Raw genomic sequence first — 20,211 nt, forward strand, 5'->3', positions numbered from 1 at the left:
CCTGCGGAACTGCGGCGAGCCGCCGCGCTTTGCCGCTGTGGGACGACCACACCGCCAGAGACCATCCGATGCGCTACACGCTGGGCTGCAGCCTGTCTTACAATATCCTCGCGGACACGACGTTCATCTTCAACCTCGAGGTCGCCAAGCTGCGCAGCGTCGAGATCCTGCGCGAGACGCTGACGCTGAAGCCCGACCTGAAGCGCGAGGTCTACATTCACCCGGACGCGCAGAACCGCTATCTCGGCGTGAACGTGCCAACCGGGCCGTTCGCCCTCGAATACGAGGCGGAGGTCGAACTCACGGTCCACCGGGCCGATCCGGCGACGATCAACGAGACGCCGGTCGCCAAGCTTCCTATCGACATCCTGCCCTACCTGCTGCCCAGCCGCTTCGTGTCCTCCGACCGGCTGACGCCCTTCGCGCAGGCCGAGTTCGGCGCCCTGCCGCAGGGACACCAGCGGGTGAACGCGATCTGCAACTGGATCCACGATCACCTCGCCTACCAGCCCGGCTCCAGCGACGAGCAGACCACGGCCGACGAGAGCCTGCTGAAGCGGGCGGGCGTCTGCCGGGACTTCGCCCATCTCGGCACCGCCTTCTGCCGGGCGCTCGGCATCCCGGCCCGGTTCGTCAGCTGCTACGCCCACGGCCTCGTGCCGAGCGACTTCCACGCGGTGTTCGAAGCCTATCTCGACGGGCGCTGGTGGCTGTTCGACGCCACGCGGCAGGCGGACCCGGACGGACTCGTGCGGATCGGCGTCGGGCGGGACGCGGCCGAGATCGCCTTCTCGACGCCCTTCGGCAACATGCAGCCGGTGAACCAGCAGATCCGCATCCAGCGCACGGACGGCCAGGGCAGCCCGATGCCCCGCACTGTCGACGCCATATCGACCGAAGTGCCCGCCCCGCACGCCGGGGCGGCGTAGGCGCCTCCACCCGCTTCGGGCGGGGGGCGCCGCCGCTCCCCACCCACCCCGTCATTGCGAGCGAAGCGAAGCAATCCAGGGTGGCGCCCCGGCCTGAAGCGTGGCTGTGGCGAGGTCGCAACACCGCAAAAGCATCCCGGTACCGCCCCCGATCCTGCGCGTGGGCGCCGCGATCCCGCCATAGTCCCAGCCCACTCCGGGCCCCGCGGTAAACGGCAGTCTTGCCAAAGATTTACCGCGTACAAAAGTCAGCCTCCGGAGAGAGCGGGCGAAGTATCGGCTGATCGCAGTCGCGATGAGCCGCGCCGTGCCGCACCCTTCGGAAGGGCAAGCAGAGCTGCGGTGTTGGTCATGGACGCGCGTTTGAACGACAAGTCGAAGCTTCCGAGCCGTCATGTGACCGAGGGGCCGGATCGCGCGCCCCACCGCTCGTATCTCTACGCCATGGGCCTGACCCGTGAGCAGATTCACCAGCCGCTGGTCGGCGTCGCCTCCTGCTGGAACGAGGCCGCGCCCTGCAACATCTCGTTGATGCGCCAGGCGCAGGCCGTGAAGAAGGGCGTCGCCGCCGCCCACGGCACCCCGCGCGAATTCTGCACCATCACCGTCACGGACGGCATCGCCATGGGCCATGGCGGCATGCGCGCCTCGCTCCCGTCACGGGAGGTCATCGCCGACTCCGTCGAGCTGACGATGCGCGGCCATGCCTACGACGCCCTCGTCGGCCTCGCCGGCTGCGACAAGTCCCTGCCCGGCATGATGATGGCCATGGTGCGCCTCAACGTGCCGTCGATCTTCATCTACGGCGGCTCGATCCTGCCCGGCTCGTTCCGGGGCAAGCCCGTCACCGTGCAGGACCTGTTCGAGGCGGTGGGCAAGGTCGCTGTCGGCGACATGAGCCTCGAAGACCTCGACGAGCTGGAGCAGGTCGCCTGCCCCTCGGCCGGCGCCTGCGGCGCGCAGTTCACCGCCAACACGATGGCCACCGTCTCCGAGGCCATCGGCCTCGCCCTGCCCTACTCGGCCGGCGCCCCGGCCCCGTACGAGATCCGCGACAAGTTCTGCGCCACCGCCGGCGAGAAGGTGATGGAGCTGCTGGCCAAGCAAATCCGCCCGCGGGACATCGTGACCCGCAAGGCGCTGGAGAACGCCGCCGCCACCGTGGCGGCCTCCGGCGGCTCCACCAACGCCGCGCTCCACCTGCCGGCCATCGCCCATGAATGCGGCATCGAGTTCACGCTGTTCGACGTCGCCGAGATCTTCCGGCGCACGCCCTACATCGCGGACCTGAAGCCCGGTGGGCGCTACGTCGCCAAGGACATGTTCGAGGTCGGCGGCATCCCGCTGCTGATGAAGACCCTGCTCGACCACGGCTTCCTGCACGGCGACTGCCTGACCGTCACCGGCCGGACCATCGCCGAGAACCTCGAGAAGGTCGCCTGGAACCCGGATCAGGATGTGGTGCACCCGGCCAACCGGCCGATCACCCCGACCGGCGGCGTCGTCGGCCTGAAGGGCAACCTCGCTCCCGAGGGCGCCATCGTGAAGGTGGCCGGCATGCCGCAGGAGGCGCAGGTCTTCACCGGCCCGGCCCGCGTGTTCGACGGCGAGGAAGCCTGCTTCGCCGCCGTGCAGTCCCGCTCCTACAAGGAAGGCGACGTGCTGGTCATCCGCTACGAGGGTCCGCGCGGCGGCCCCGGCATGCGCGAGATGCTGTCCACCACGGCCGCCCTCTACGGCCAGGGCATGGGCTCGAAGGTCGCCCTCATCACCGACGGGCGGTTCTCCGGCGCCACGCGCGGCTTCTGCGTCGGCCATGTCGGGCCGGAGGCAGCGGTCGGCGGCCCGATCGGCCTGCTCAAGGACGGCGACATGATCACCCTCAACGCGATCGACGGCACGCTGTCGGTGGCGCTGAGCGACGAGGAACTGGCCGAGCGCCGCGAGGCGTGGGCGCCGCGCGGCAACGCGGCGACCTCCGGCTACCTCTGGAAGTATGCGCAGGGGGTCGGCTCCGCTCTGTACGGCGCCGTCACCCATCCGGGTGGGGCGCAGGAGACGGAGAGCTATGCTGACGTCTAGGACGGTCCTCGACCGGCCCGTGCCGGCAGGGACCTCTCCGCGCCGGCTCCGCGCGCTTCTCCTCGTGGCCGTGTCGGGCGCCCTGCTGATGCAGGCGCCCGCCGCGCGGGCGCTCGATGCCTTCGTGCGCACCCCCGTGCCGGTCACGGCCGAGAAGAGCTACCGCTCCGCGCGGGACGCCCTGCGGGCGGGCGTGCGCGAATACAATGCGGGCGACAAGGAAGGCGCCGCCCGCGCCCTCGAATACGCCGCCGGCCAGGGCCATGCCCTCGCCCTGTGGAAGCTCGGGCGGATGTACGCCGAGGGCGACGGGGTGCCCCATGACGACCTGAAGGCGTTCGAGTTCTTCTCGCGCATCGCCGATGCCAGCACCGACGATGCGGGGGATTCGCAGAACGCGGCGGTGACGGGCAGCGCCTTCACGGCTTTGGGCTCGTACTTCCTCGACGGGATCAAGGGCACCTACGTGCGCCCGAACCCTGAGCGCGCCTACGACATGTTCAACTACGCGGCCTCCTACTACGGAGACCCGAACGCGCAGTACAACCTCGCCCGGCTCTACCTCGACGGCAACGGCGTCGAAGCCGATCCCCGGCAGGCGGCGCGGTGGTTCAACCTCGCCGCCGAGAAGGGGCACCACCCGGCGCAGGCGCTGCTCGGCGACATGCTCGTCAACGGCGCGGGCGGCCTGCCGCAGCAGCGGGTGAAGGGCCTCGTCTGGCTCTCGCTGGCCCGCGACGGCGTCCAGTCCCGCAAGGACGACTGGATCGTCGCCCTTTACGACAAGAACTGGGCCGCCGCCTCGCCCGACGACCGGAGCGAGGCGCAAACCCAGCTCCAGACCGTCGGGTCGATCAAGCGGCGGAACTGACTACAGTCAGTTCTTCGCCGCCGCGATGGCCTTCACGAAGGACGGCCGCTCCAGGGTCTTCTTGATGTAGGCCGAAAGCTTCGGCCAGCGGCCGGCATCGACCTCGTAATTCGCCAGCCGCAGGTTGTGGAAGTTTGTCGCCACCGCGATGTCGGCGATGCTGAAGGCATTGCCGACGAGGTAATCGCCCTCGATCTGGCTTTCGAGATAGTCGAGGAGCGGCGGAAACTTCTCGTCGATGGTGCTCTGCGCGCGCGCCTCGTCACATTCCTTCTTCATCAGCCGGGGCTTCAGGAAGCGCTCCACGAAGGGGATGATGAGGACCGGGAAGAGTTCGGTATCGCCGTACTCGTCGAACCACACGGCCCGGCCCAGGGCCTTCGCCTCGGTGGAAATCAGCGCCGGCTCGGGGTGCTTGGCCTCGATGTAGTGCAGGATCGCGCTCGAATCGGGGAGCAGGAAGCCGTCATCGTCCAGGGCGGGAATCTTGCCCGTGGGGCTCGCCGCCTGGAAGCCCGGATCGTCCGCGTGGAAGGGGACGGGCTTGTGCTCGAACGGCACGCCCTTCTCGTAGAGGGAGACGAGGACTTTCCGGACGTAGGGCGAGATGCTGGTTCCGTAGACGATCATCGTGTCCTCTGGCTGTATCAGGTGCGGGCCAGCTCGACGGTCACGGGGACATGGTCCGAAGGCTTGTCGAGGCCGCGCAGGTGCTTCTGCACCGAGGCGGAGATAAGTCTGTCGGCGGCCTGCGGCGAGAGCAGGAGATGGTCGATGCGGATGCCCTGGTTCCGGGGCCAGCAGCCGGCCTGGTAATCCCAGAACGTGTAGAGCCCGTCGCGCGGGTCGCAGGCGCGGACCGCGTCGGTGTAGCCCTCGGCGAGCAGGGCGCGGAACGCCGCGCGGGAGGCGGGCAGGAACAGGGCGTCGCTGCGCCACGCCTCCGGGTCGGCCGCGTCCTCCGGTTCGGGGATGACGTTGTAATCGCCCGCCAGCACCACCGGGATCTCGGCCTCGGCCAGCGCCCGCGCATGGAGCCGCAGCCGTTCGAGGAAGGCGAGCTTGTAGGGGTATTTCGGGCTGTCGACGGGATTGCCGTTCGGCAGGTAGATCGAGGCGACCCGCACCGGCGCCACATCCGCGCCGCCGATCAGCGCCTCGATGTAGCGGGCCTGCACGTCCTCCTCGTCGCCGGGCAAGCCGCGCCGGATCTCCGACAGCACGAGCGGCGCCCGCACCAACAGGGCGACACCGTTATAGGCCTTCTGCCCCAGGGTCTCGACGGCGTAGCCCGCCGCCTCGACCTCGACGCGGGGGAAGCCTTCGTCCTGGCATTTCAGCTCCTGCAGGCACACGACGTCGGGCTTCGCCTCGTCGAGGAAGCCGAGCAGGTGCGGCAGCCGCTGCTTGATCGAATTGACGTTCCAGGTGCTGATACGCATCGGCCTCATCCGGCAGGCGGCCCGTCATCGGGCCTTCGCGCCCGGGTGACAAGCCGATTCCGCCATGCGTGGGAACGCTTGCAGATTTCCGCGCCGCGGGCGATGACCCTCGCATCGCGGGAGGCGCGGCACGGGAGCCGACGCCCGCGGGCACGGAAGGTCCCATGTCGCAGTCTCTTCGCATCGGCGTCGCCGGTCTCGGCACCGTCGGCGCGGCCCTCGTCCGCATGATCGGCCGCCGCCGGGAGGCGCTCCTCGCCTCCGGCCTCGACGTCACCGTCACCGCCGTCTCGGCCCGCGACCGCTCGCGGGATCGCGGCATCGACCTGTCCGGCGTCGAATGGTTCGAGGATCCGGTGGCGCTCGCCCGCTCGGCCTCCGTGGATTGCGTCGTCGAACTGATGGGCGGCGCCGAGGGCGCGGCCAAGGACACCGTCGAGGCGGCGCTGGAGGCTGGCAAGCCGGTCGTCACCGCCAACAAGGCGCTGCTGGCCAAGCACGGCGCGGCGCTGGCCGCCGCCGCCGAGAAGGCCGGCGTGGCCCTCACCTACGAGGCGGCGGTCGCGGGCGGCATCCCGGTGATCAAGGCCCTGCGCGAAGGGCTCGCCGGCAACAAGGTCGAGCGCGTCTACGGAATCCTCAACGGCACCTGCAACTACATCCTCAGCCGGATGGAGCGCGAGGGCCTGACCTTCGAAGCCTGCCTGAAGGACGCGCAGGCGCTGGGCTACGCCGAGGCCGACCCGACCTTCGACGTCGAGGGCTTCGACACCGCGCACAAGCTCGCGATCCTCACGAGCCTCGCCTTCGGCACGCAGGTCGATGCGGACGGCGTCTCGGTGGAGGGCATCTCGCGGGTGCAGCCCCTGGACCTGCGCATGGCCGACGAACTCGGCTACCGCATCAAGCTCCTCGGCGTCGCACAGGCGACCCCGGCGGGGATCGAGCAGCGCGTCCACCCGACCATGGTGCCGAAATCCTCGGCCATCGCGCAGGTGATGGGCGTGACCAACGCCGTGACCATCGACGCCGACGCCGTGGGCGAACTGACCCTGATCGGCCCCGGCGCGGGCGGCGAGGCCACCGCCTCCGCCGTGTTCGGCGACATCGCCGACGTCGCCCGGCGCATCGTGCGCCCAACCTTCGGCACCGACGCCGCGCGCATGGCCCCGCCCGCGCGGGCCGAGATGCAGCGGCACGAGGGCGGCTATTACATCCGCCTGACGGTCCACGACCGGCCGGGCGTCGCGGCAGGCGTCGCCCAGCGCATGGCGCAGCGGGAGATCTCCCTGGAGAGCATCCTGCAGCGCCGCGTCGAGGGGGCGGACAGCGATCCGCACGGCCGCTCCGGCCGCCCGGTGCCGCTGGTGCTGATCACCTACGCCGCCACCGAGGGCGCGATCCGCGAAGCCTTGGACGCCATCGCACAGGACGGTCTGCTCGCGGAATCGCCGCAGTTGATCCGCATCGAACGTGAGTAGACGCGCTGCGTGGTCCTCATCGAATATTCAGGCCCGGCGGCGTTAACATAGGAGGGCACGCGGTCCGCGCAGCCCCGCCATGATTTAGACCGGGATCCGGCATCAAGACCGGGCCCGGCAAGGGACAGGAAACGATGACCGAGACCGGAACGCCGCGTCCGCAGACCGTGCCGCGCACCCTCGCGCTCGAACTTGCGAGGGTCACGGAGCGCGCCGCCGTGGCCGCCGCCCGCCTGCGCGGCAAGGGCGACGAGAAGGCCGCCGACCAAGCCGCCGTGGACGCGATGCGCGCCGAACTCGCCGGTCTCCCGATCCGGGGGACCGTCGTCATCGGCGAGGGCGAGCGCGACGAGGCGCCGATGCTGTTCATCGGCGAACTCCTGGGTTCCGGCGAGGGGCCGGAGGTGGACATCGCCGTCGATCCCCTCGAAGGCACCACCCTCTGCGCGAAGGACATGCCGGGCGCCATCGCTGTCATGGCCCTGGCCGAGCGCGGCTCGCTGCTCGCCGCGCCCGATGTCTACATGCAGAAGATCGCCATCGGCCCCGGCTATCCCGCCGGGATCGTGGATCTCGACGCCAGCCCGATGGACAACATCCGGGCGCTCGCCCGCGCCAAGGGCTGCCCCACCGACCAGATCACCGCTCTGATCCTCGACCGGCCGCGCCATGCCGGCCTGATCGCGGAGGTGCGGGAGGCCGGCGCTTCGGTGCGGCTCATCACCGACGGCGACGTGGCCGGCATCATCTTCACGGCGAGCCCGGAGGAGACGGGGGTCGACATCTATCTCGGCACCGGGGCCGCCCCCGAGGGCGTGCTCGCCGCCGCCGCCATGCGCTGCATGGGCGGGCAGATGCAGGGGCGCCTGATCCTCGACACCGCAGAGCGCCGCCGCCGGGCGCTGGACATGGGCATCCGCGACGCCAACCGGAAATATGAACTGACCGACCTCGCGGGCGGCGACGTCATCGTGGCCGCGACGGGCGTGACCGACGGCTCGCTCCTGAGGGGCGTGCGCTTCCGCCAGGACAGGATCCAGACGGAGACGCTGGTCTATCGCTCCGAGGCCGGCACGATCCGCCGGATCCTCGGCGAACATCGGCGGGATTTCGGCCGGAGCTGAGGGGTCGAGGCACCGCCCCGCCCCCCCTCCGTCGGCGCGCTACGGCAGCGCGCCGGCCTTCTCCTTGGCCTTCATGATGGTCTGGCGGCACTCTTCCGCCTTGCCGGCTTTATCCTCTTCGCGGGCCTGGGCGACGAGCTTCTTTGCCTCCTCGACGCCCGAGGCGGTCGGCTTCACGTCCTTGTCGCCGGGGGTCAGCTTCGGCGGCGTTGCGAGCGCCTTCGGGCTGTTGGACGAGGTCGTGCCGCCGGGCGGCGTCGTGCCCGTGACTTCGGCCGCGCCCGAGCTGTTCAGGCGCCGCTCCAGCGTGCTCACCTCGTCGGCGCAGGGTGTGGCCAGGGCCGGGCCCACGGTGGCGGCCGAGACGGCTGCCAGGGCAAGAGCGAGGCGAAGCTTCATGAGCGATCTCCCGTGGCGGCGCGGCGGACATCTGCCGGCTCGCCTTCGGGATGGCGACGCGGAACGGACCAACCCGTTCCTGAGACAGGACGCCGCGCCAAAGACGAAGGGCCGCGCATCCGAGGATGCACGGCCCGTTTCGTCCAATGGTGCCGCGATCAGTACTTGCGGATGATCGGCTCCGGCGACATCGGCACCGGATCGGCCCCGAAGGCGTACTTGAAGCCACCGTAGATCGAGAGCGGCTGCGCCAGCGTCGTGGTGCGCGGGTCGTTGATCGTGAGGTTGCCGGCCACCGCGCCCGGCTCGGCGAAGGTGCCGAACGTGGCATAGCGGTTGTTGGTGAGGTTCGTGATGAGCCCGAACACCTCGAGGTTCTTCGTTACCTGATACTTCGTCTGCAAGTTCAGCACGTAGTAGGGCGGCAGCTTGCGGTTCAGGTTCGACTCGTCGCCCCGGTAGTAGGACGAGGAGAAGGCCTGCAGGTAGAGGCCGACCTGCCACTCCGGCGTGATGAAATAGTCGAAGCCGGCCTTGATCTGGTGGTTCGGCACCAGCGGCACGGTGTTGCCGCGCGTCACCTGGATCGCGCCGTCCACCGCGAGGGGGTTGTTCGGCGAGGACAGGGTGCCGTTGAACTGGAAGGTCGCGTCGATCAGGGCGTAGTTGGCGTAGACCCGCAGGTAATCGGCCGTGTACTCGGCGCCGACCTCGATGCCCTGCCGCTGGGTGGCGGGCACGTTCACGAAGTAGGCGCGGGCGGTGTTGCCGGGGGTGGCGAGGGAGAGGATGTCGTTCGACAGGTCGGTGCGGAAGGCGCCAATCTTGTAGGTGATGATGCCGCCGTCATAGGTGTTCGGCAGTTGGCCCCGGAAGCCGACCTCGTAGGTCTTGCCCGTCACCTGCTTCAGCGGCGGATCGGCCACCAGCGAGTTCGGCAGCAGGCACGGCCGGTCGGGATTCGCGCAGGCGAGTTCGAGCGGCGTCGGGGCGCGGTTCGATTCCGAGTAGCTGCCGTAGAGGTTCAGCGCATCGAAGAACCGGTAGGTCAGACCCGCGACGGGGTTGATCTTGTTGTAGTAGTGCGTGCCCGTGACGTCCGGCGAGAAGCCGGTGAGATCCTCGCTCTGGATGCGCGCGAAGTTCAGGCGGGCGCCGGCCGTCACCGAGAGGCGGTCGGTCAGGTCCAGGGTGTCCTGGGTGTAGAGGCCGAGATAGAGATTCGAGCCGTTGACCGAGCTCGGCGCGATACCGAGCGCCCCGGCGGTGCGGATGAAGGTCGTGCCGAGGCCGGGAATGGTGCCGTAGAACGGGTTGTTCGGATCGGTGGTGATCGACAGGTTCGGGTTGATGACGCCGAGCGTGCTGGACGACTTGAACGAGTAGTTCGCCGCGTCGATGCTGCCGCCCACGATGAAGGCGTTGTTGAAGCCGAAAATCTTGTCCCGGTTGGCCGCCTGCAACGACCCGCCGTAGCCGGTGGCCTCCGTCTTCGTCACGTCCAGGGTGCCGTAGGGAACGTTGGCCGTGAAGGGGATCGCCCGGTTCTGCTGACCCAGGATCAGGAACTGGTTGCGGAAGGCGAGGTTCGTCTGCCCTGCCGCCGGGCTGAACCCGTCATCCTCGTAGCAGAGGAAGCCGCGGAAGCTGCTCTGCCGGCTGCACTGCTCGAAGTTCCCGTCGTTGCCATCGACGTAGGTCTGGCTGAAGCGGCGGAAATAGGCGTTGCCGGCGAGATCCCAAGTCGGGGAAATGTCGACCCGGCCGGTGAGCTGGATCGTGCCGACGTCGGTGGTCGTGGTCTGCGGATAGGTGAAGATCGCGCGCGGGTCGTTGCGGGTGAAGTCCACTGGGGTCGCGGCGGCGGCGCCGAAGAAGCTCCGCGCGGCGAGGCCGATCAGGTGGAACTCGGCATCCTGCGAGCGGTAACCGAGATCGCCGTACATCCGGCCGATCGTGCTCGGGCTCTCGTAGCGCCAGCCGCGATCGTTCAGCCCGTCGCCGGTGAAGTAGAAGCTCCACGGGCCGGAGACCTTGCCGTATTCGAGATAGCCGGCCGTGCGCGCATCCGAGCCGCCCCAGGCGCTGATCTCGGTGCCCTGCCACGTGAAGCCGTTCTTCATCTGGATGTTCACCGCGCCGCCGAGCGCGTTGAGGCCGAAGACCGGGTTGCCGGTGACGACGTCGATCCGCTGGATCGCCTGCGGGGGGATCAGGTCGAAGTTGACGATGTCGCCGAAGGCTTCGTTGATGCGCACGCCGTTCTGGTAGACGGCCAGCCCCTGCGGCACGCCCTGAACCGGCGAGGCGGTGAAGCCGCGATAGGTTACGTCGGGCCGGTTCGAATTGCCCTGCGAGTCGGAGAGGTTCAGGCCGGGGGTGCGCCGCGCCAGGGTCGCGACCACGTTGTCGGTGCCGAGGTCGGCCCGGATGTCCTGGGCCGTCACCGTCTCGACCGTGCTGGGGATCTTGTAGAGCGGCTGCTCGCTGCCGCGCAGGCGCGGCGCCGGCACGGCTGCGACCGGCGCGATCTGGTTGAAGTTCTGTACGGCGCTGGAATTGCCGCCGCCCGCGCCGACCGGCGAGGTGGCCACGACACTGATCTCGCCGAGGGTGACGGATTGCTGCGCGTGTGCCGTGCCCACCGCCATCGATCCCGCGAGGACCGACGCCGACGCCGTCAGAGCTCCCCTGAGCGCCCGCAAAGACATTCCCGAACCCCTCGACACTCAAACCATTCGCCCGTTTCCCTCGGGCTTCAGTCAGTGATGTCGGGGGGATCGATGAACTGCAATCGCGGGCGGGCGCACTATCGACGACTTTCGCCCCGCCCGCTCCGTTCTTAACCGTGCCGTGGCCGTGTCGCCACAGTTTTTACGCGAAAAATCAACGACTTAGGGGAAATATGGCAAGCTGAACCGGGATGATTCGGCAAGCCTAAAGGCGCTGCTGGATCCGCTTGCCGAGTTCACCGAGTCGCTGTTCGAGGAGTTGCGGAACCTCGCACACGTAGGTGAGGGACTGGCTCCGCTCTTGGAAGATCCGGCGGTCCCAGGCGAACTTGGTCTCCAATTCGGTCTGGTCCTTCGGCAATTCGGTCTCGTCGCCCTTGCTCGGGGCATCCTTGATCTGGCTGACCTTGTCCGCCTCGTCGCGGATACGCTCGGCCATGCGGCGCTGGCCCTGGGCGTACCGGGCGATGCCGCTCATGATCTTGTTGCGCTCGCCGTTCAGCACCTCGAACGCGCCGGCATAGACGCGGGTCAGCGCCTTGTCCTTGGCATCCTTGTCGGCCCCGAACTTGGCGGCGAAGTCGTCGAGCAGCGGATCGACCTGCGACAGGTCGGTGCGGCGGGAGGCGATCTTCTGCGCCAGCACGGCGGCGTCGTTGTCGCTGCCCCAATCGCCGGCCGAGGCGAGGTCGGGCCCGGTCCAGAACTGGCCGGGGCTCAGGGTCTCGACCCTGCGCTGGACGCAGGGCCAATCCGGATCGATCTTCGGTTGGGCGAGGGCGGCGCCGGCCGTCACCGAGAGCAGGAGAGCGAGAGCGGTGGTTCTGATCATGAGGCTTCTCCGGCCGGTCCGCCGCGCCGGGCCATGAGGCCCCGGCCCGGATCGTAGGCGATCACGGCCATCGCGAAAAAGGCGAGCGTGGTCCCGACGACGACGGCGCAGGACACGGGCTCGAGCTGTTCGTACAGCGCGAAGCGCACGAGCTGCACGGCGTGGGTGAACGGGTTCAACTCGCAGATCCAATACAGGGTCTCGGACGATTCCCGGATCCGCCAGAGCGGGTAGAGCGCCGACGAGGCGAAGAACATCGGGAAGATCACGAAGTTCATCACGCTGGCGAAATTCTCCAGTTGCCGCACCAGCGACGACAGGAACAGGCCGATGGCGCCGAGCATCAGGCCGGAGGCGAGGAACGCCGGCAGCGCCGTCAGGTAGCCGAGCGTCGGAATGTCGGTTTCCCAGAAATACGCCACCGCGAGGAAGGCATAGGCCTGGACGATCGACACCGAGACGCCCGCGATCAACTTGGCGAGCAGCAGCATCCAGCGCGGATAGGGCGAGGTCAGCAGCACCTTCATCGACCCGACCTCGCGGTCGTAGACCATCGAGAGGGAGGATTGCATGCCGTTGAACAGCTGGATCATCACGGCGAGGCCGGGCACCACGTAGACCTCGTAGAGCACGTAGGTCTGGTAGGGCGGCTCGATGGAGACGCCGAGTGTGTTGCGGAAACCCGCCGCGAAGATGAACAGCCAGACGAGGGGCCGCACCAAGGCCGAGAAGAACCGCTCCTTCTGGTTGAAGAAGCGCAGCAACTCCCGGCGGACGATGCCGCCGAGGCAGATCAGGTAGCCGACCGCATCGAGCCGCCCGAGCTGGCGCGAGGGGGCGGCGTGGGTCTTGGTGTCGAGTTCGACGACGCGGGGCGACGAGGTCATGGGCTTCCCATCTTCACGCCGCCTGCTTTCCGCGCTCGGCCACGAGCCGGCGGAAGGCTTCCTCCAGGCTCTCGGTCCCCTGCGCGATGGTGCCGGCCGTGCCGCGGGCGACGATCCGGCCGAGATGCAGCACCACGGCATCGTCCTCGGGCCGGATCTCCTCGAAGATGTGGGTCGCCCAGAGGACCGACAGGCCCTCCTCGCGCACCAGCGCCCGGACGATGGCGACGATGTCCGCCCGCGATTCGAGGTCGAGGCCGACCGTCGGCTCGTCGAGGAGCAACAGGTCCGGCCGGTGGACGAGCGACCGGGCGATCTCGATGCGCCGGGATTGGCCGCCGGAGAGGGTGCGCACCTTGTCCCCGCGCCGGTCGGCGAGGCCGACCCGGTCGAGCAATTCGCCGATCCGCGCCTTGCCCGCCTTACGGGGGATGCCGTGCAGGCTCGCGTGGTAGAGCAGGTTCTGCTCCACGGTGAGGTCGGTATCGAGGGTGCGGGCCTGGAACACCACGCCGAGGCGGGCGAGCGCCCGCGACGGCTCCCGGTCGAGCCCATGACCGAAGATCGCCACCCGGCCGCTCTGGTTGTTGTAGAGCCGCGTGACCACCGAGAAGAGCGTGGTCTTGCCCGCGCCGTTGGGGCCAAGCAGGGCCGTGAACCGGCCGCGCTCGACGTTCATCGACACGTCGTCCAGCGCGGCCCGCGCGCCGAAGCGGTGGCCGACATTCGCGACGAGCAGGGCGGGCGCCTCGCCCGTCATTGTCCGAGCGCCTTGCGGGCATCCGCGACAGCGTCGAGGCATTCGTCGTATTCGCCCTCGCGCTGCTCGCGCTCGGCGTTCCGCAAAGCCTTCTTCAGCTTGGGCAGGGCGGCCTCGGGCGGATTGTTCGCCAGGGCGTCGCGGATCATCGTGATCCCCTCCGCGCAGGACGAGGCATCGTCCGCCGCGAGGGCGGGCGAGGCGAGGCCGCAGGCCAGCATGACGAGTGCCGGTCCCCTCATCATTTCACCGTCAGGGTGCCGGTCATGCCCTTCGCTTCGAGCCCCCGCGCCTCCCACTTGTAGGCACCGGGCTTGATGGCGACGAACTCGATGGCGATTTCGCCGGGCTCATCGAATTCCAGGTGATCCGGCGGGCCGCCGCCATGGATCTCCTTGTGCTCGATGACGATCTGGTTGAGCCAGATGTAGCGGAAGAACTCTGGGGCGTAGAACTTGTATTCCTGCCCGCCCTTGGCGACGATCCGGAGGCGGTACGCCTTGCCGGATTCGAGTTCGATGTCCTTGTTCTCGACCACGAAGTCGTTGCCCTGGTCGTTGCCGAGGACGAGATCGGGCAAGTTCTCGCGCTTGCGTGTGAGGTCGGTGGCCGAGGCCGGCGCGACACTCGCCGCCAGCACCGCCGTCATCGCGAGCGCAGCGAAGCGACCCAGGGCAGCGGGACGCTCCCGACCGTGGCGCTGCTGGATTGCTTCGCTCCGCTCGCAATGACGACGAGAGCGCAAGAACTGTCCGAGAAAAGGCATTCACACTCCATCGATCGCGGGCGTTAAGCGTCCCAAAGATTCAGTTCGGCGAGATCGCCACGCCCCACGGCAGCAGGCCGACGGGGATGCTCTTCACCACCTTTTCCGCCTCGACATCGATCACCGAGACGTCGTTCGACGTGCCGTTGGTCGTTAAGAGCTGCTTCTGGTCCGGGGTGAAGGCGAGCTGCCACACCCGCTGGCCGACCGGCAGGTATTTCTGCACGTCGTAGGTCTTGGCATCGATCACCGCGACGCGGTTCGCGGGGCCCAAAGCCACGAAGGCCTTGCTGCCGTCCTTGGTGATGCGGATGCCGACCGGCTGGATCGCCTCGTCGTTCACGCTCGGGATCTTGAAGGTGATCTTCTTCACCACCCGGCGGGTGGCGACGTCGATGACGCTCACGGTGCCGCCGACCTCGGCCGAGACCCACAGGAATTTCCCGTCCGCCGTGAATTCCGCGAAGCGCGGGCGCGCGTCGACCAGCACGTTGTCGATCACCTGGAAGGTCTTGGTGTCGATGAAGTGGGCCATGTTGGTCGTCTCGGAGGTGTTGACGAGGATCTTCCCGTCCGGCGACAGGCCCATCCCCTCCGGCTCGACACCCACCGGCACCTCGGCGAGCACCTTGTTCTTCTCGATGTCGATGATCGTGACTTGGCTGTCGTCCTCGTTCGCGACGTAGAGCGGGTTACCCGAGGAATTGAGGATGAACTGCTCCGGGTCGGGCCCGGAGCGGAGCGAGCGCACGACCTTGCCGTTCGACGTGTCGAGCACGTCGATGCGGTCGTCGTCGCTGGCGCAGACGAAGAGTTCCTTGCCGTCCTTCGAGACGGTGACGCCGCGCGGGCGCCGGCCCACCTTCCACGTCGCCGTCACCGCCATGGTCGACGAGTCGATGACGCTGACGGAATTGCCCTTCTCGTTGGTGACGTAGGCGGTGAAGGCGAAGGCCGGCACGCTCGACGCGAGCCACAGCCCGAGGGCGACGCTCCCCCATCCTGCCAATTGCTGGCGGCCCATCCGCTCTCCTCCCTTGGGCACCCTCGCGGGGCGCTTCTCGAACCGGATTGTAGGGCCCTCGCCGCCGGATGCGAGACCGGACGGCGACGCAGGCCCCGTCTTCACTGAAACTTGCAGGTCGTCTCGGGCAGATCGATCCCCAGCGTGTCCAGCGGCGTGCGCTGGTGCAGGAAGCCCTGCTCCGGCGCCACCGAGACCATGGATTTCGGCTGCACGACGATGATCGGCTGCCGCATCTGGTGGTCCCAGGGGCGGAAGCTCAGTTGCACGCCCTTGTAGGCCGGCAGACCGAAGGCGGGATCGGTCAGGAACGGGGTGATCGTGGCGGGGTCGTTGGCCTTCTTGGCCGTCACCGCGTCGCCCACCGTGCGCACCGCCATCCAGGCCTGGTAATCGAGGGGCCGCATCAGCCGCCCGGCCATCCGCTTGAAGCGGTTCTGCGCCTGCGCGGCGCCCCAGGTCTCCAGGACCGGCGACCACGTGGTCGGGGTCAGCCCCTGCGTGCCGCCCACGGGACGCGGATCGACCGTGCGATAGGGGACGTAATCGCCCCAATCGCCCTCCTCGTCCGCGACCACGGCCATGTCGTAGTCGAGCCCCCTCGCGAACACCAACGCCTCGGCGCGGGTCGGCGTGTCGCCCCGCGCCTTGGCGAGCGGCCCGAAGGTCCAGGGCTTGTCGGCCGTGACCTTCAGGGCGAACTTATGCGCGGAGTTGCGCATGGCGTCCGCGTAGCCCTTGTCCGCCTCGGTCGGGCCGACGATCAGGAACACCTTCCGCCAGCGCATCACCGTCAGGTACTGCGCTAGGGCATCGGTGAACATCGCCCGCGAGGGCACCACGTGGAACACGTTCGCCCGGCAATCCGCCCCGCGCAGGCGGTCGTCGGAAGCGCCCGCGTTGAACACCACCGTCCCCGTGCCCTTCACCGCGTCGGCCACCTTCAGCACCTGATCGGCCGGCAGGGTGAGCACGATGTAGTGAATGCCCTTGGAGACCAGATCCTTCGCCGCCGCCACCGGGTCCGGCGAGGCCTCCGAGAGCGCCCGCTCCTCCAGCTTGAAGGTCTGCTTGGTGAAGCGCCCGGTCGTGTTGTCGTCGGCGATGCCCATCCGGGCGCCGGCCACGCCCTCGTCCTCGGGCACGGCCTCGGCATCGTAGGAGGCGGGTGCCTCCTGCGGCCGGTAGATCAGGCCGATCTGCGTTTCGAGCGTGGCGGGCGGAGTCGCCGGCGCGGCGGCCGGCTCCTGAGCCAGCGCCGGGCCGGCGAGCAGGAGCGCCGTGAGCGCCACCAGGGAACCGGGAGAAGATGCACGATCTTGCATGCACGCGGCCTGTATCAGCATCTCGGGGGGGCGCTCAACCTGTCCGCGCCGGAAGTTCGCGCGGAAAAACGCCTCTTGGCAGCGGGAGTTGGGGCGTCCGGGCCGGTTCGTCCATTGCCAAAACGTCCCAGCGAACGAATTGACGGCTCAGCACGACACGGCCCCGCAGGCCCGGCGACCGGAGGAAACGCCCGATGCGCTCGACGACTCGCCCCGTGGCCCTCGCCTTCATGCTCGCAGGTCTCGCGGCGGGCATCGGCCCCGCCGTCGCGGCCACGGAGAAGGCGGCGGTCTTCCCCATCGAGATGAACGACCCCGGCGCCTCCTACGGCGCCCGCCTCCGCCCGGCGGATGCCAAGAAGCTCACCCTCGTCACCGACGAGTTGCGCAACGCCCTGAAGGCGCAGGCCGGAGTCGAGCTGGTGGACACCGCCCCCGCCGCCAAGGAGGTCGATCAGAAGGGGCCGCTCTACAAGTGCAACGGCTGCGCGGACGACATCGCCAAGGGCCTCGGCGCCGACCTGACGGTGACGGGCTACGCCCAGCGCGGCGCCAACCAGATCTTCAACCTCAACGTCACGATCGCCGAGGCCGCGACCGGCAAGATCATCCGGGGGGGCCAAGTGACGATCCGCGCCGACGACGACAACACCTGGGCGCATGGGATGCGCTGGCTGGTGAAGAACCGGCTGCTCGCCGAGCCGCTGCCCGCCAAGCCGTGAGCCTGAGTTTGCGCGAAACGTGTTCCCCTCGGGCGCACTCTGGGCTAGCCCAGGGGCGTTGTCCCGGATAGCCCGCCATCGTGACACCTGTTTCCTTCCCCCGGCTCCTCGTGAGCGTGCGCGACCCGGCCGAAGCCGAGGCCGCCCTGCTTGCGGGCGCCGACCTGATCGATGCCAAGGACCCGGACCGGGGCGCGCTCGGCGCGCTGGCCCCGGAGATCGTGGCCGAGATCATGGCGCGCCTGCCCGAGCAGGGCGTCGAGACGAGCGCGGTCGCGGATTCCACCGAGAGCCTCGCGGCCATGGCCTGCAGCGGCGCCCGCTGGGTGAAGCACGGTATCCCGCGCGACCTCTGGCAGGATGCCGACCACCTCGCCCGCATCGCAGGCTCCGTGCCGGGGCGGGTGATCGCGGTGCTGTTCGCGGAAGACGAGCCAGGCGCCCAGTGCGTGCCGGCCCTGGTGAAGACCGGGTTCGCCGGGGCGATGATCGACACGGCGGGCAAGGCGGGCGTGCGCCTGCCGGACCTCCTCGGGCCGGAGGAGTTGGCCGGGTTCGTGGCCGCCTGCCGCGCGAACGCGCTGCTCTGCGGCCTCGCCGGCTCCCTCAGGATCGCGGACATTCCCGCCCTCTCGGCCGCCGGGCCGGATTACCTGGGTTTCCGGGGCGGCCTGTGTCGGGGCTTCGACCGCACCAACGGCATCGACCCGCTGCGCGTCGCGGAGGCCGTGCGGGCGCTGAGGCCGCAAGCGCAGGACGCCGCGTGAGGGCTGTCGTCAAGGTCGGGGGAAGCCTCCTCGCGGACGGGCCGCGCCTGCGCGCCGTGCTGGCGGGCCTCGCCGCAGGCCCGCGCTGCGTGATCGTGCCCGGCGGCGGCCCCGATGCGGACGCCGTGCGCGCGGATCAGGCCCGCGAGGGCTTCTCCGACGGGCAAGCCCATCGCTTGGCCCTCGACGCCATGGGCCGCACCGCCGCGCGGTTCCTCGCCATCGAGCCGCGCCTCGCCATCGACACCGCACCCTGGGACGGGCCGCGCGACGAGACCGCCCTCGTCTGGGATCCGGCGCTCCTGCGCGTGGGCCATCCCGATATTCCCGAGACCTGGGACGTCACCTCCGACAGCCTCGCCCTGTGGCTCGCCGCGCGGCTCGCTGCGCCGTCCTGCACCCTCGTCAAATCCGCCGACGCCCCGGCGGGCTGCGACGCCGACATGCTGTCGCGGCTCGGGCTGGTGGATGTCGCCTTCCCCGCCTTCGCGCGTTGCTTCGGAGGGACCATCGTCATCGACGGGCCGGGCGGCCCGGTCCCGATCCCCGGCAGGAGGGCCGCATGAGCGACCCCGCGCAGGGCGCGTCCGAGCACATCGTCTTCGTCACCGGCAAGCTTGCCCGGCCGCGCCTCGAGAAGATCGCGGCGAGCCTGCCCGCGCGCATCCGCTGGAGCATCGCCGATGCCGGCGTGAAGGTCGCCGCGCTGATGACCGAGGAGATCATCAAGCGCCGCGTCGCGATCCCGGACGGCGCGACGCGCATCGTCCTGCCCGGCCGCTGCCGGGCGAACCCGGAGGCGTTGGCCGAGCATTTCGGCCTGCCCGTCGAGCGGGGACCGGACGAGATCGTGGACCTGCCGGCGTGGCTCGGCCTCGCCGGCCGCAGCCTCGACCTGTCCCGGCACGACGTGCGGATCTTCTCCGAGATCGTGGACGCCTCGAAGATGTCGCCGGAGCAGATCCTGGCGCGGGGCCTCGACCTCGCCCGGCGCGGCGCGGACGTCATCGACCTCGGCGGCCTGCCGGACACGCCCTTCCCGCATCTCGAAGCCTCGGTGCGGGCCCTGAAGGGCGCCGGGCTGACAGTGAGCGTCGATTCCTTCTCCCGTGACGAGCTTTCGCGAGGGGCGCAGGCCGGGGCCGACTATCTGCTGAGCCTGAACGAGGACACGCTGGACCTCGCCTTCGAGACCGATGCGGTGCCGATCCTCGTGCCGACCCGGCCGGAGGACCTGCCCTCCCTCGACCGGGCCATTGAGCGGATGCTGAAGGCCGGCAAGCCGTTCATCGCCGACGCGATCCTGGAGCCGATCCACCACGGTCTGGTCGACTCGGTCGCCCGCTACCGCGACACCCGCGCCCGCTGGCCCGACATCGAGATGATGATGGGCACCGGCAACCTCACCGAGCTCACCGAGGCGGACAGCCTCGGCGTCACCGCCCTGCTGATGGGGATGTGCTCGGAACTGTCCATCGGCAACGTGCTGATCGTCCACGTCTCGAACCACACCCGCCGCACGGTGGAGGAGCACGACGCCGCCCGCCGGGTGATGTACGCGGCCAAGGCCGATGCCGCCCTGCCCAAGGGCTACGGCCGGGAGCTACTGGCACTTCACGACAAGCGCCCCTTCGTGCAAACGCCCGAGGAGATCGCGGCCGCCGCCGCCGAGGTCCGCGACCCGAACTACCGGATCGCCGTGGCCGAGGACGGCATCCACGTCTACAACCGCGACATCCACAGGGTCGGCACCGACGCGATGGCCTTCTTCCCGGATCTCGACGTGAAGAGCGACGGGGCGCACGCGTTCTACCTCGGCGGCGAACTCGCCAAGGCCGAGACGGCGTGGCGGCTCGGCAAGCGCTACGTGCAGGACGAACCCCTCGACTGGGGCGCCTCCGCCGACCGGCCGAGCGAGGACACGACCGCCTTCAAGAAGGCCGGGCACACCAAGCATTCCGGCCCCGACGCGCCGTTCCCCGGCACCCGCGACGCCCGCGGGCCCGAGCCGGAAGCGGCGGGCGAGCGGATCGTCTGCGGACGCCTCGTGCCCTCGGACGAGTGCTGA

Annotated in this window: 20 protein-coding genes; 9 read left to right on the plus strand and 11 right to left on the minus strand. The window is 69.3% G+C overall.

Annotated elements, in window-relative coordinates:
- Nucleotides 1-68: 68 nt before the first annotated feature.
- From MKK52_RS23665 to MKK52_RS23675, 3 genes are all read left to right on the plus strand, one after another.
- Nucleotides 69-929, plus strand: coding sequence for a transglutaminase-like domain-containing protein (locus MKK52_RS23665; RefSeq protein WP_243958561.1), 861 nt, complete (start codon nucleotides 69-71; stop codon nucleotides 927-929).
- Between the two features lie 351 nt (nucleotides 930-1,280).
- Nucleotides 1,281-3,011: a dihydroxy-acid dehydratase gene (gene ilvD / locus MKK52_RS23670; protein WP_243958563.1), complete on the plus strand. Its 1,731-nt coding sequence runs from the start codon at nucleotides 1,281-1,283 to the stop codon at nucleotides 3,009-3,011.
- On the plus strand, nucleotides 2,998-3,882 hold the full coding sequence (locus MKK52_RS23675; RefSeq protein ID WP_243958565.1) for a tetratricopeptide repeat protein: 885 nt from the start codon (nucleotides 2,998-3,000) through the stop codon (nucleotides 3,880-3,882). Before ilvD ends, MKK52_RS23675 begins: the two co-directional genes overlap by 14 nt.
- A 6-nt stretch (nucleotides 3,883-3,888) precedes the next feature.
- Here the strand turns inward: MKK52_RS23675 and MKK52_RS23680 are convergent, their stop codons facing one another.
- The gene (locus tag MKK52_RS23680; RefSeq protein ID WP_243958567.1) at nucleotides 3,889-4,512 is read right to left on the minus strand and encodes a glutathione S-transferase family protein; all 624 of its coding nucleotides are present in this window, start codon (nucleotides 4,510-4,512) and stop codon (nucleotides 3,889-3,891) included.
- Between the two features lie 17 nt (nucleotides 4,513-4,529).
- Nucleotides 4,530-5,324, minus strand: coding sequence for an exodeoxyribonuclease III (xth, locus tag MKK52_RS23685; protein ID WP_243958569.1), 795 nt, complete (start codon nucleotides 5,322-5,324; stop codon nucleotides 4,530-4,532).
- A 164-nt stretch (nucleotides 5,325-5,488) separates the two neighbouring features.
- On the opposite strand from xth, the gene MKK52_RS23690 reads away from it, so the two are divergent.
- Nucleotides 5,489-6,805 carry a homoserine dehydrogenase gene (locus MKK52_RS23690; RefSeq protein ID WP_243958571.1) on the plus strand — a complete coding sequence of 439 codons (1,317 nt, stop codon included), beginning with the start codon at nucleotides 5,489-5,491 and terminating at the stop codon, nucleotides 6,803-6,805.
- Between the two features lie 134 nt (nucleotides 6,806-6,939).
- Complete coding sequence (gene glpX / locus MKK52_RS23695) at nucleotides 6,940-7,929, plus strand: class II fructose-bisphosphatase (protein WP_243958579.1); 990 nt, start codon at nucleotides 6,940-6,942, stop codon at nucleotides 7,927-7,929.
- A 39-nt stretch (nucleotides 7,930-7,968) separates the two neighbouring features.
- Here the strand turns inward: glpX and MKK52_RS23700 are convergent, their stop codons facing one another.
- From MKK52_RS23700 to MKK52_RS23740, 9 genes are all read right to left on the minus strand, one after another.
- Nucleotides 7,969-8,328 (minus strand): hypothetical protein, encoded by a 360-nt coding sequence (locus tag MKK52_RS23700; protein WP_243958581.1) that lies wholly within the window; start codon nucleotides 8,326-8,328, stop codon nucleotides 7,969-7,971.
- A gap of 158 nt (nucleotides 8,329-8,486) precedes the next feature.
- A complete protein-coding gene (locus MKK52_RS23705; RefSeq protein ID WP_243958583.1) occupies nucleotides 8,487-11,039 on the minus strand; it encodes a TonB-dependent receptor in 2,553 nt (850 codons plus the stop codon).
- A gap of 226 nt (nucleotides 11,040-11,265) precedes the next feature.
- Nucleotides 11,266-11,892 carry a hypothetical protein gene (locus MKK52_RS23710; protein ID WP_243958585.1) on the minus strand — a complete coding sequence of 209 codons (627 nt, stop codon included), beginning with the start codon at nucleotides 11,890-11,892 and terminating at the stop codon, nucleotides 11,266-11,268.
- Nucleotides 11,889-12,779, minus strand: a complete 891-nt coding sequence (locus tag MKK52_RS23715; RefSeq protein WP_243958595.1) for an ABC transporter permease — start codon at nucleotides 12,777-12,779, stop codon at nucleotides 11,889-11,891. Before MKK52_RS23715 ends, MKK52_RS23710 begins: the two co-directional genes overlap by 4 nt.
- 13 nt (nucleotides 12,780-12,792) lie before the next feature.
- The gene (locus MKK52_RS23720) at nucleotides 12,793-13,581 is read right to left on the minus strand and encodes an ABC transporter ATP-binding protein (RefSeq protein WP_409564731.1); all 789 of its coding nucleotides are present in this window, start codon (nucleotides 13,579-13,581) and stop codon (nucleotides 12,793-12,795) included.
- The gene (locus tag MKK52_RS23725; protein ID WP_243958599.1) at nucleotides 13,536-13,781 is read right to left on the minus strand and encodes a hypothetical protein; all 246 of its coding nucleotides are present in this window, start codon (nucleotides 13,779-13,781) and stop codon (nucleotides 13,536-13,538) included. The genes MKK52_RS23720 and MKK52_RS23725 overlap by 46 nt, the downstream gene beginning before the upstream one ends.
- Nucleotides 13,781-14,188 (minus strand): hypothetical protein, encoded by a 408-nt coding sequence (locus MKK52_RS23730; protein ID WP_243959715.1) that lies wholly within the window; start codon nucleotides 14,186-14,188, stop codon nucleotides 13,781-13,783. The genes MKK52_RS23725 and MKK52_RS23730 overlap by 1 nt, the downstream gene beginning before the upstream one ends.
- A gap of 157 nt (nucleotides 14,189-14,345) precedes the next feature.
- Entirely contained in the window at nucleotides 14,346-15,329 is a 984-nt protein-coding gene (locus MKK52_RS23735) for a YVTN family beta-propeller repeat protein (protein ID WP_243958601.1), read from the minus strand.
- A gap of 101 nt (nucleotides 15,330-15,430) precedes the next feature.
- Entirely contained in the window at nucleotides 15,431-16,654 is a 1,224-nt protein-coding gene (locus MKK52_RS23740) for an ABC transporter substrate-binding protein (protein ID WP_243958602.1), read from the minus strand.
- A gap of 194 nt (nucleotides 16,655-16,848) precedes the next feature.
- On the opposite strand from MKK52_RS23740, the gene MKK52_RS23745 reads away from it, so the two are divergent.
- The 4 genes from MKK52_RS23745 to MKK52_RS23760 all read left to right on the plus strand — a co-directional run bounded on the left by MKK52_RS23745 (nucleotide 16,849) and on the right by MKK52_RS23760 (nucleotide 20,211).
- Complete coding sequence (locus MKK52_RS23745) at nucleotides 16,849-17,376, plus strand: DUF3280 domain-containing protein (RefSeq protein WP_243958604.1); 528 nt, start codon at nucleotides 16,849-16,851, stop codon at nucleotides 17,374-17,376.
- Between the two features lie 80 nt (nucleotides 17,377-17,456).
- Nucleotides 17,457-18,143, plus strand: a complete 687-nt coding sequence (locus MKK52_RS23750; protein WP_243958606.1) for a (5-formylfuran-3-yl)methyl phosphate synthase — start codon at nucleotides 17,457-17,459, stop codon at nucleotides 18,141-18,143.
- On the plus strand, nucleotides 18,140-18,709 hold the full coding sequence (locus tag MKK52_RS23755; RefSeq protein WP_243958608.1) for a uridylate kinase: 570 nt from the start codon (nucleotides 18,140-18,142) through the stop codon (nucleotides 18,707-18,709). Before MKK52_RS23750 ends, MKK52_RS23755 begins: the two co-directional genes overlap by 4 nt.
- A complete protein-coding gene (locus MKK52_RS23760) occupies nucleotides 18,706-20,211 on the plus strand; it encodes a DUF6513 domain-containing protein (protein WP_243958610.1) in 1,506 nt (501 codons plus the stop codon). Before MKK52_RS23755 ends, MKK52_RS23760 begins: the two co-directional genes overlap by 4 nt.

It is taken from the genome of Methylobacterium sp. J-067 (assembly GCF_022829465.1).
Taxonomy (GTDB): domain Bacteria; phylum Pseudomonadota; class Alphaproteobacteria; order Rhizobiales; family Beijerinckiaceae; genus Methylobacterium; species Methylobacterium litchii.